This window comes from Blastococcus sp. SYSU DS0510, assembly GCF_054050835.1.
Window position 1 is genome coordinate 23308 of sequence record NZ_JBJHAC010000002.1, and the last position, 9773, is coordinate 33080.

The 9773-nt window shown below is 71.4% G+C and carries 12 protein-coding genes; 6 read left to right on the forward strand and 6 right to left on the reverse strand.

Features of this window, described 5'->3' with window-relative positions; genetic code table 11:
- Positions 1-2 precede the first annotated feature (2 nt).
- The 6 genes from ACI79P_RS01675 to ACI79P_RS01700 form a co-directional block, all read right to left on the reverse strand.
- On the reverse strand, positions 3-509 hold the full coding sequence (locus ACI79P_RS01675) for a hypothetical protein (protein WP_456579306.1): 507 nt from the start codon (positions 507-509) through the stop codon (positions 3-5).
- Between the two features lie 200 nt (positions 510-709).
- The gene (csrA, locus tag ACI79P_RS01680; protein ID WP_456579307.1) at positions 710-1015 is read right to left on the reverse strand and encodes a carbon storage regulator CsrA; all 306 of its coding nucleotides are present in this window, start codon (positions 1013-1015) and stop codon (positions 710-712) included.
- A gap of 88 nt (positions 1016-1103) precedes the next feature.
- Positions 1104-1544, reverse strand: coding sequence for a flagellar assembly protein FliW (gene fliW / locus ACI79P_RS01685; RefSeq protein WP_456579308.1), 441 nt, complete (start codon positions 1542-1544; stop codon positions 1104-1106).
- Positions 1544-2425: a flagellar hook-associated protein FlgL gene (gene flgL / locus ACI79P_RS01690; RefSeq protein WP_456579309.1), complete on the reverse strand. Its 882-nt coding sequence runs from the start codon at positions 2423-2425 to the stop codon at positions 1544-1546. The genes fliW and flgL overlap by 1 nt, the downstream gene beginning before the upstream one ends.
- A gap of 5 nt (positions 2426-2430) precedes the next feature.
- Positions 2431-3843 carry a flagellar hook-associated protein FlgK gene (gene flgK, locus ACI79P_RS01695; protein WP_456579310.1) on the reverse strand — a complete coding sequence of 471 codons (1413 nt, stop codon included), beginning with the start codon at positions 3841-3843 and terminating at the stop codon, positions 2431-2433.
- A gap of 1 nt (position 3844) precedes the next feature.
- Positions 3845-4330, reverse strand: coding sequence for a flagellar protein FlgN (locus ACI79P_RS01700; RefSeq protein WP_456579311.1), 486 nt, complete (start codon positions 4328-4330; stop codon positions 3845-3847).
- Positions 4331-4670: 340 nt separating this feature from the next.
- Here ACI79P_RS01700 and ACI79P_RS01705 point away from each other — a divergent pair, with 340 nt between their 5' ends.
- From ACI79P_RS01705 to ACI79P_RS01730, 6 genes are all read left to right on the forward strand, one after another.
- A complete protein-coding gene (locus tag ACI79P_RS01705) occupies positions 4671-5522 on the forward strand; it encodes a sigma-70 family RNA polymerase sigma factor (protein WP_456579312.1) in 852 nt (283 codons plus the stop codon).
- Positions 5523-5661: 139 nt separating this feature from the next.
- Positions 5662-6837, forward strand: coding sequence for a flagellin N-terminal helical domain-containing protein (locus tag ACI79P_RS01710; RefSeq protein ID WP_456579313.1), 1176 nt, complete (start codon positions 5662-5664; stop codon positions 6835-6837).
- A 126-nt stretch (positions 6838-6963) separates the two neighbouring features.
- Complete coding sequence (fliD, locus tag ACI79P_RS01715) at positions 6964-8328, forward strand: flagellar filament capping protein FliD (RefSeq protein ID WP_456579314.1); 1365 nt, start codon at positions 6964-6966, stop codon at positions 8326-8328.
- A 44-nt stretch (positions 8329-8372) separates the two neighbouring features.
- Positions 8373-8759: a flagellar export chaperone FliS gene (fliS, locus tag ACI79P_RS01720; protein ID WP_456579315.1), complete on the forward strand. Its 387-nt coding sequence runs from the start codon at positions 8373-8375 to the stop codon at positions 8757-8759.
- Positions 8756-9112: a hypothetical protein gene (locus ACI79P_RS01725; protein ID WP_456579316.1), complete on the forward strand. Its 357-nt coding sequence runs from the start codon at positions 8756-8758 to the stop codon at positions 9110-9112. Before fliS ends, ACI79P_RS01725 begins: the two co-directional genes overlap by 4 nt.
- Before the next feature lie 313 nt (positions 9113-9425).
- Positions 9426-9773, forward strand: a complete 348-nt coding sequence (locus ACI79P_RS01730; protein ID WP_456579317.1) for a flagellar basal body rod protein FlgB — start codon at positions 9426-9428, stop codon at positions 9771-9773.

Genomic DNA, 9773 nt, shown 5'->3' on the forward strand with positions numbered 1-9773 from the left:
GGTCAGGCCGGGATGCGCTCCCCCGGACCGGGGCGGCGCGGCGACGGGACGAGCGGGACGGGCACCGGGGCGGCGGGCAGCGCCTCGAGCACCTCCACCGGCAGGGCGTCGGCGCGGGCCGCACCGGCGGCGGCGTGCTCGAGGAGGGTCGCGGCGGCGGCGCGCTCGGCGCTGCTGGGCTCGGCCGCGTAGACCGGCATGTGGTCGTACAGCGAGGTGAAGACCGCCGACACGAAGGCGTAGGCCGCCTGCGCCTGCGGCGAGAACTTCGCCACGGCGGCTCGCGGGCCGAGGTCGACGCCGACGGTCACCCGGACGACGCGGTCGTCCTTGCTCAGGCCGGTGACGGCGACGGCCACGTCCTCGTGCTCGGCGGCCAGCGCGGCGAGCGCCGCGAGGCACTTGCGGGTGGCGCCCCGGCGAGGTCGCAGCTGCACGTGGACCACCACCGACTCCTGGTCGCCGGTCTGGCCCCCCGCCACCGAAGCGGTGAATGCGTTGCGTGCCATCTTGATCGCCCCCTGTCACTTGCTTGGGGAGGAATCTGCCGCATGCACGCAGCGGACACGGCACACAACTCGCTGTGTCCCACGCATTGTGAGAGCGAAGCTTCGGCAATAGTTGCCCGTGTCGCGGTCAGGTCAGCTCGCTGCCCCGTCAGATTGGCACGGTCTGCCGAGGTGGCCCCCCCGGCGACCGTGAACATCTGTCACTCAGCGCCGCGTGCAGCCTCCGCGGGACCGGCGTCGGCAGGCACGGCCGCCTCGAGCTCCGGCGCGTCGGCGACCGCAGTCGGCGCGAACGCCGCCAGGGCGCCGAGCGTGTCCGCGGTGACCTGGGCCGCCAGGAGGTTGGCCTCGGCGATCTGCCGGTAGACCTCCTCGCGGTGGATCGCGATCTCGCGCGGCGCCTTGAAGCCGAGGCGGACGGTGCCGCCCCGCACCTCGACGACGTGGACCTCGATGTCGTCCCCGATGCGGATCGTCTCGCCGACGCTGCGGGTGAGTGTGAGCACGAGTACCCCTCCATGGGTGTGTGATGGCCGTCCGTGGCGTCGCCCGCCGGGGCAGGCGTTAAGCCGCGTCGGGACGCGGCCACTGAGGTTATCGGCGCAGGCGCCGCCGAAGGGGAAGGCCGCCGTCGTCCAGCACGACCTGGCGGGCCCGGTGGGTCGCGGGGGCGACGACCACCGGGGCCCGCAGGTTCGCCGTCGCCCGGGCCACGTCGCCGTCGGGCACGGTGACCAGGCAGAAGACCCGCGCCTGCGCCGGGTCGGCCAGCCCGAGTTCCGCCTGCACCGCCCCGGGCAGCACCGGCGCGTACCCGGGGAAGAACTCCTGCGCCGGCACGGCGAGGAACCGGGGCCCGTCCGGGGCGACCGCCTGGAGCCAGAAGAGCAACCCGGCGGCGTCCGCGGCGACCAGGACGTAGTCCCGGTGTCGAGGGAAGCCCGGCAGCGGCTCGGCGAACGACAGCACCTGGACCGGGGGCGGAGCCGGAGCCGTCGTCGGGGCCGCTGCGGGGTGGTCGGCGAGGGTGGTCATCAGCGCAGGTAGTCCATCAACGTCGGGGAGATGGCCTTCGCCGTCGCCTGCAGCGCCGCCTGGTAACCGACCTGCTGCATCTGCAGCCGCATGATCGTGTGGGGCAGGTCCACGTTCTCGATCTCGCCGAGCTGGGTCTCCAGCGTCAAGGCCAGGTCGCTGTTGATCTGCTGCTCGCGCTCGACGCGTGCCGCGCGGGCGCCCACGTCGGCGACCCCGCCGAGCATGCGCTTGATCGCCGTGTCCAGGTCCGTCAGCCCCTGGTCCAGGGCCGCGGGGTCGTTGACCAGGTCGTCGGCGATCCGGGCGACCACGGCGAAGAGGTCGTCACCCGCCGGCCCGAAGGCCTCGGGACCGGTCAGGTCCACGCGGACCTCCTCGGTGAACGAGACGCGCCGCAGGACGTCGGCCCCGACGATGCCCTGGTAGACGCCGACGTCGCTGTACGCAGTGGTCCCGGTCGTCACCCCGCCGAAGATGGGGCGGCCCTGGATCGTGGTGTTCGCCAGGCCGAGGAGGCTCTCCCGGAGCGCCCCGACCTCCGTCGCCAGCGCCCGCCGGCTGGCCTCCGACGAGCTGCCGGTGCTCGCACCCTGGACGGTGAGGTCGCGGACCCGCCGGGTGACGTCCAGCATGTTCTGGAGCGTGGAGTCGGTGATCGACAACCAGCTGTCGGCGTCGGCGATGTTCCGGCCGAACTGCTCGACCGCGGCCTGCTCCGACCGGGTCTGCATGGCCTTGTTCGTGCCGGTCGGCGAGTCGGACGGCGCGTTGATGAGCCGGCCGGAGGTGAGCTGCTCCTGCAGCTTGCCGAAGGTGTCGAGGTTGCGGTTCAGGCCCTGCAGGCTGGTGAGGGCGACGGCCTTCTGCGTGATCCGCACTCAGATCACAGCCCCACGCGGCCGGTGCGGTTGATCAGGACGTCGAGCATCTCGTCGATCGCCGTGACCAGCCGGCCGGCAGCCGAGTACGCGTGCTGGAAGGACAGCATGTTGGTCATCTCCTCGTCGAGGTTGACCCCGGCCACGGACTCCCGGGCGGCGTCCACCTGCCCGGTGATGACCGCCTGGATGCCGAGGTTGCGCTGCGAGACCGCCGACTGGACACCCAGCTCGACGATCATCGTGCGGTAGGCAGCGTCCGGCGACCCGATGCCGTGACCCAGCTGGGCCAGCTTGTCGGCATTGCCGCGGTCGAGGTTCGGGGGGACGGAGCCGTCGTCCGCGCCGAGCGACGATGCGGCGAGCTTGCGCGGCTCGGTGATCGCGACGGTGATCGAGGACGCCGTCACCGGACCGCCGGTCGAACCGATCAGCACGCCCCCCCGAACGCCGTCGAGGTCGAAGCCGTCGTCGTGCGCGTCGTTGAGCGCGGTGGCCAGCGACGATGCGAGGCCGTCGAGCTCGGCCCGGTAGGTCGGCAGGATCGAGTTGAGCGCGTGCAGCTGGCCTCCGGCTGTTCCGCCGACGGTGACCGGCAGCCCACCGGTGGCGGTCACGACGCGCGGGGGGTCGCCGGCGGTGCCGGTGGGGTCGATGGCGCCCTGGACGGCGAGCTTCGAGGCCGTCCCACCGGAGACGACCGTGACGCTACCGACGACCACGTCGACGACACCACCGTCGCGCGGCCGGACCGACACCCCCACCTGGTCGGCCAGCTTCATGACGAGCAGGTCGCGCTGGTCGGTGAGGTCGTTGGCCGGCAGGCCGGTCTGCGAGGCGCGCAGGATCGCGGTGTTCAGGCGGGCGATGGTCTCGGCTGCCGCGTTGACGTCGTCCACGAGGACGCCGAGGTTCTCGCGGGTCTGCTGCCACTGCCCGTCCAACTGCGCGCTGCTGAAGTGCAGGCCGCCGACGAGCGTCTCGAGCCGCTCGAGCACTTGGCCCCGGGCGGCCGGGTCCTCGGGTCTGTTGGCCACGTCCTGCCACCCGCGCCACATGTCGGCCATGAGGTTCTGCAGGCCCGTGGTACTGGGCTCGCGGAACGCCTGCTCCACCAGCCCGTACGCGTCGGTCTCCGCTGTCAGCTGCGCGCTGTTGGCGTGCTCGGTGTGCCCCCGCCCCTCGAGGAAGGCGTCACGGATCCGCGTCACCTCGTCCGCGTTCACACCGCCACCGATGCCCGTGCCGGTGGAGTAGAACGCCGGGACAGCGCTGCCACCGATCGCTTTCATGTCGACGCGCTGGCGGGAGTACCCGTCGGTGTTGACGTTCGAGATGTTCTGACCGGTGACGTCGAGCGCGCGGCGCTGCGCCCACAGCGACGTGGTCGCGGTGTTCAGGAGGCTGAAGGTGCTCACGTCAGAGTGCTCCGTCCAGGGTGACCGCGCGGTGGGCGCCGTCCGAGTGCCGGCCGGTCGCGCCGTACGTGCCCGTCGACGACGTCCGCGTCTGCAGCAGCGCGTCCCCGATGGCGGAGAGGCCGCCCTCGATGAGCTCGCGGTTGGCGTCGGACAGGCTGCGCAGGTCGGTGATCAAGGTCAGCAAGGCCTCGTGGTGCTGGGCGAGGAGGCCGTTCCACGGGGAGGGCGCCACGTCCGCGACCTGCCGCAGGGACGGATTGGCAGCCAGGCCGAGCCTGGCTGCGATCGCCTCGGTGGCCGCCGATCGCTCGACCTCGATGGTCCGCAACTGGTCGAGGATGACTTCGATCTCGTGCGCGATGCGCGCCAGCCAGCGAGTCTTCCCGCAGAGGATGAGGTACTGCTTCTCCTCGGCCTTGAAGAGCAGGAGGTCCAGGAGCTCCTGCTCCCGCCACAGCATCGTCGACAGGTGCTGGTAGTCCACGTGTCCACCGCCTTCCGTCGTCTCCGTCGTGCTGGGTCGCGGTGGGCGCGCCACAGGCCGGGGGCCACCGCCGTCGGACCTGGCATCGGCACCCGTCCGGAGCACGTTGAGCCGAAGCGCGGAACTACCGCTCAAGTTCCTGCGGGTTTGTGCCGACGGGTGGTGCCGACCCGCCGCCCGGCCGCCGAGAGATACGGACGTGACCCCAGTCCGTGCCCTCGCGACCGAGCGACCCCTGCGTGAGCGGGCCGCGCAAGACCGGCCGTTGCGCGAACGTCCCCAGAACGGCCGTGTACCACACCCGGTCAAGGGGCGGTCCCCGCAGGAGGTCGACGCCCTGGTGACCGAGCACCTGCCGCTCGCTGCCTTCGCGGTCAACGCCGTCGCCTCGCGCATCTCGCTGCCGAGCCACGTCAGCCGGGAGGATCTGCTCTCCTGCGCCCACGTGGCCCTCGTCGAGGTGGCCCGCCGGTTCGACCCGTCGGCCGGCGCGTCCTTCGCCACCTACGCGCTGGCCCGGTTGCAGGGCGCGGTCCTCGACGAGCTGCGCTCCGGCGACTGGGCGAGCCGGTCGGTGCGGGCCGCGGCCCGGCGCACCGACGCCGCCGCCGACGCGCTGACCATCAGCCTGGGCCGGCCCCCCACGCGCGAGGAGCTGGCCACGAGCCTCGGGATCGCCCGCAGCGAGCTCGATCACCTCCAGGTCGACGTCCACCGCGCGGTCATGGTGAGCATCGACGCGGAGTCCGGCTCCGACGGCAGTTCTCTGGACCTGCCCGACACCGGGGAATCCCCCGAGCGCGCGGTCGTGCGCAGCGAGCGGGCACGACACCTGCACGAGGCGATCCGCGCACTCCCCGACCGGCTCGATGAGGTCATCGAGCGCAATTTCTTCGGTGATGAATCGCTGACCGACATCGCGGAAGACCTGGGTGTGACGCTCTCCCGCGTCTCCCAGATGCGTGCGCGGGCGCTGACCCTGCTGCACGCCGCCATGAGCGAGATCTGGGAGGGGAGGGCGGTCTCCGCGGACGGCGGGGTGCGCGCCCGCAACCAGCAGCGCAATTACCTCGAACGGCTCACCGGCCGTACCGGCAGCTCACTCCCGCCCCAGGCACCGGCACCGCCGGCACCCCGTGGCCGCGCAGGCACGTGGATCACCCCAGCGCCCGCCGCGGCCCGACCCGCCTGAGCGAGATGCGGCGGAGAAAAAGTTTCGTTCGCCTCAAGTCCCATCCGCCCCAGGCCGAAACCCACTCTGCGACACCAGCACGGCCCGCAGCACGGATGCAGCGGGAACCCCAGTACGACCCCGTCCAAGGAGGATCACCATGGGTCTGCGCATCAACCAGAACATCGCGGCGCTCAACGCTCACCGCAACCTGTCCGTCACGGACGGTCAGATGAGCAAGTCGCTGGAGAAGCTCTCCTCCGGCTTCCGCATCAACCGCGCCGCCGACGACGCGGCCGGGCTCGCCATCTCGGAGGGCCTGCGCTCGCAGATCGGTGGCCTGAAGGTCGCCGTCCGCAACACCCAGGACGGCATCTCGGTCGTGCAGACCGCTGAGGGTGCGCTCACCGAGACGCACAGCATCCTCCAGCGCATGCGCGACCTGTCGGTCCAGGCCTCCAGCGGTGGCAGCCTTAACGACGACGCCAAGGCCAAGATCCAGTCGGAGATCGGCCAGCTCAAGTCCGAACTGACCCGCATCGCCGACACCACCACGTTCAACGGCACCAAGCTGCTGGACGGCTCCTACAAGGGCACGTTCCAGGTCGGTGCGAACGCCGGTGAGTCGATCTCGGTGCACGTGGGCACCAGCACGAGCGCCCGCGGCCTGGGCGTCAACACCGTCGACGTGACGACCAAGGTCGTCGGCGCCGCTGACGGTGGCTCCAGCCAGACCGCCATCACGCAGGGTACGTCCATCGCCGAGGGCGACGCGGCGGATGCCACCGAGTCGCTGACCATCACTGGTGGCGACATCACCAAGCAGGGAACGCTCAACGGCAAGATCACCTGGGCGGGCAAGACCGTCGACCTGACCTCGATCAGCCAGACCGAGACCGACGACGCGAAGGTCGAGCAGTACGTGGCCGACGCCCTCGGGCTGGCCGCTGGCCAGGTGACCTTCACCGCGGGCGCCACCGGCACGGGTACCGAGGCCACGCTGACGGTCACGGCGGCCGCGGTCGGCCGCGTCGAGACCTCCTTCACCGCCCAGACCGGTGCGGAGAAGTCCGTCATCGACCTGGACAAGGCGATCAAGTCGGTCTCGACCACGCGCGCCGACCTGGGTGCCATCCAGAACCGGTTCGACCACACCATCAACAACCTGTCGGTGGCCGTGGAGAACCTGTCGGCGTCCGAGAGCCGCATCCGCGACGCCGACATGGCTCAGGAGATGGTGCAGTTCACCCGCAACCAGATCCTGTCCCAGGCCGGCACCGCGATGCTCGCGCAGGCCAACCAGGCCTCGCAGGGCGTCCTCTCCCTGCTCCGCTGATCTCCGGCGAGCAGCTGAGGAGGTAGCACCTCGGCACGAAACCGGTGAGGGGGGAGGCCACCAGGCCTCCCCCCTCGCTGGCACACCGACCACCCCACCCAGATCCAGACCCCGGAGGCACGGAACATGACGATGAGCATCGGCGGTCTGGTCTCCGGGATGGACACCGCCTCCCTCATCAGCCAGCTGATCCAGGCGGAAGCCGCCCCGCAGGCGGCGCTGAAGACCCGGCTGTCCCTCACCGAAGCCGCCGCGTCCGCCTATCGCTCGGTCAACTCCCGCTTCGACGCCCTCCGCACCGCTGCGGAGGGCGTGCTCAAGCCAGAGACCTGGACCGCGGTGAAGGCGGTCAGCACCGCCACGAGCGTCGCCGCCACTGCTACCGCCGGTGCCCCGACGGGCTCCCTGACCTTCGGCGTCAAGAACACCGCCACCGCCCACTCCCGGGTCAGCGAAATCAACTGGACCGCGACGAGCGATCCGTACGGGATGACCTCTCCCATCGAGGTCCGAGCCGCCGATGGCACCATGAAGGGCACGATCACCGTTGGGGGAGCCGGCACCCTAGCCGACGCGGTCACCGCGATCAACGACAGCGAGTTCGGCCTCAGCGCCACCGCCGTCAAGGTGGCCGACGGCCAGTATCGGCTGCAGGTCACCGCCGAGAAAACCGGTGCGGCGGCGGCCTTCGATCTCGGTACTGCCACGACTTTCGGCGTCGCCACCCAGGGGGTCGACGCCACGATCACGATCGGCAGCGGCACCGGCGCCTACGAAGTGACCTCCGCAACCAACACCTTCGCCGGGGTGATGAGCGGCGTGACCATCACTGTGAGCAAGCCGGAGGCCGCCGTGACCGTGGACGTCGCCGCCGATCCCGGAGCGGCTGCGAAGGCGATGCAGTCGCTCGTCGACGCCGCGAACCGCGCGCTCAGTGGCATCAAGGCGAACACCGACCCCAAGGGAGGGTCCACCTCCACGCTCAAGGGCGACAGCGCACTGCGAGGCCTGAGCGGCCAGATCCTCGACGCGGTGTCCTTCGCCGTGGGCGCCGACGGCTCGCCGGCCACGATCGGGCTCCAACTGAACAAGGACGGGACCATCGCCTTCGATTCAGCGAAGTTCACCGCCGCACTGGCCGACCAGCCGGCGCTGGCCCAGCGGTTGGGTGCCGGTGGCGCCGCGGGCCCTGGGGCCGAGGGCCTCGGCGGCAACGCCGACGATCTCGTCCCGGGTATCGCCCAGCGGCTCCTCGAGATCGCCACCACGGCTGCCGACACCACCACGGGCTCGCTCGTCCTGCTCGCGAAGGGGCGCGACAGCCAGGCCGAGGACATCCAGGACAAGATTGAGGCCTGGGATCTGCGCCTGGTCAAGCGCAGGGAGATCCTCACGCGCCAGTTCACCGCCATGGAGACCGCGCTTAGCTCGCTACAGCAGCAGTCCTCGTGGTTGGCAGGCCAGATCGCCTCGCTGCCCTCCTACTCCTGACCGCCGCTCGACCTCCACCCTTCTCAGTTCCAGGAGACCGCTCGATGAGTGCCGCATCCCTCCGCGCCCGCTACCTCGGCGACGCTGTCGCAACCGCGTCGCCGCAGCAGGTGCTGGTCATGCTCTACGACCGGCTGGCCCTCGACCTCGAGCGGGCTCAGCGCGCCGTGGCCGCGGGCGACCGACAGGACGCCGGCGAGCAACTGCAGCACGCACAAGCCATCGTCTACGAGCTGCTGGCCAGCCTGAGGGTCGATGCATGGGATGGCGGCCCCCGGCTGGCCTCCCTCTACAACTGGCTCCTCAGCGAGCTGGTACAGGCGAACATCAAGCTGGACACCAACCGCATCGCCTCCTGCCGCCAGGTGGTGGAGCCCCTGCGCGACGCATGGCGCCAGGCTGCCGCCTCGCTGGCGGGCGCGGTCTCGTGAGCCAGAGTCCGGCCGCGCCCGCGGACGGCGCACCGCCTTCGATCGACTGGGCCACCGTGCTCACCCACCTCGAGGGCGAGGTGCTGGCGGCCGAGCAGACCATGGCCGCCGGCCGCGCCGACGAGATCGCCGCCTGGGGCCGGCGTGCGGAGGACTGGGTACCACCCTCCAGCCTGGGACCGCTCCCCCCCGACCTCCGCGAGCGCGCCGCCCGCCTCCTGCAGCACCAGCTCGCCGTCGCCGAAGCTCTGGTCGAGCGCATCACGCAGTCGCAGCAACAACGCGATCTCGCTGCCCGCATGTCCTACGCCCCCAGCCGGCCCGTCGCCTCGTTCGTCGACCGCGCCCTCTGACCCGCCGCACCGCACGTCCGGAGCCCCGCTCCCCCGCCCCGGGGAGCGGGGCTCCGCCGCGTCCCGGGCGGGCACGCTCCGGCAGCGTCCGGGTCCGGGCGGTGGTCACAGTCGTCACCGTCGCCCCACCCGGCTCCTGCCGCCCCTCCCGTGCCGGGCGTGCGGTCACGCGGGTACCGGGGCGTGCCGATGAGAGGTGTGCACGGAGAGCACCACCATCGCCACGGATCGGCGGCCCTGCACTCGCTCGCGAGTGTCTTCCGCGTACCCGGAGGTCGATCGTGTCCTGCTCCACCCGCCGGGGATCCGCTCGATGATCCCCGACGCCACCTCGACGGTCCTGAAGGCGGCCCTCGCCGGGCTGGCACAGCGGCAGCGCGTCACCGCCGACAACATCGCGAACGTCAACACGCCCGGCTTCCTCGCCGGGCGGACCGACTTCGAGACGTCGCTGCGCGGGGCCGTCCGGAGCGGTTCCACGCCGGTGACCTCCGGCGGCACGACCGCCCGCTCGCTCGAGCCGACCAACACCAACGGCAACAACGTCAACCTGGATGCGGAGACCGTCATCGCCACCGAGACCGGGCTGCGCTACCAGCTGGCGCTCAACGCGCTGGACGGCCGGTACAACTCGCTCCGCACCGCCCTGAGGACCTCCTGA

What these genes read in the sequence shown, in the direction of transcription:
- fliD (WP_456579314.1), top strand. Translation starts at nt 6,964, where the DNA reads ATGACGATGAGCATCGGCGGTCTGGTCTCCGGGATGGACACCGCCTCC.
- ACI79P_RS01675 (WP_456579306.1), bottom strand. Translation starts at nt 509, where the DNA reads ATGGCACGCAACGCATTCACCGCTTCGGTGGCGGGGGGCCAGACCGGC.
- fliS (WP_456579315.1), top strand. Translation starts at nt 8,373, where the DNA reads ATGAGTGCCGCATCCCTCCGCGCCCGCTACCTCGGCGACGCTGTCGCA.
- ACI79P_RS01710 (WP_456579313.1), top strand. Translation starts at nt 5,662, where the DNA reads ATGGGTCTGCGCATCAACCAGAACATCGCGGCGCTCAACGCTCACCGC.
- ACI79P_RS01730 (WP_456579317.1), top strand. Translation starts at nt 9,426, where the DNA reads ATGATCCCCGACGCCACCTCGACGGTCCTGAAGGCGGCCCTCGCCGGG.
- fliW (WP_456579308.1), bottom strand. Translation starts at nt 1,544, where the DNA reads ATGACCACCCTCGCCGACCACCCCGCAGCGGCCCCGACGACGGCTCCG.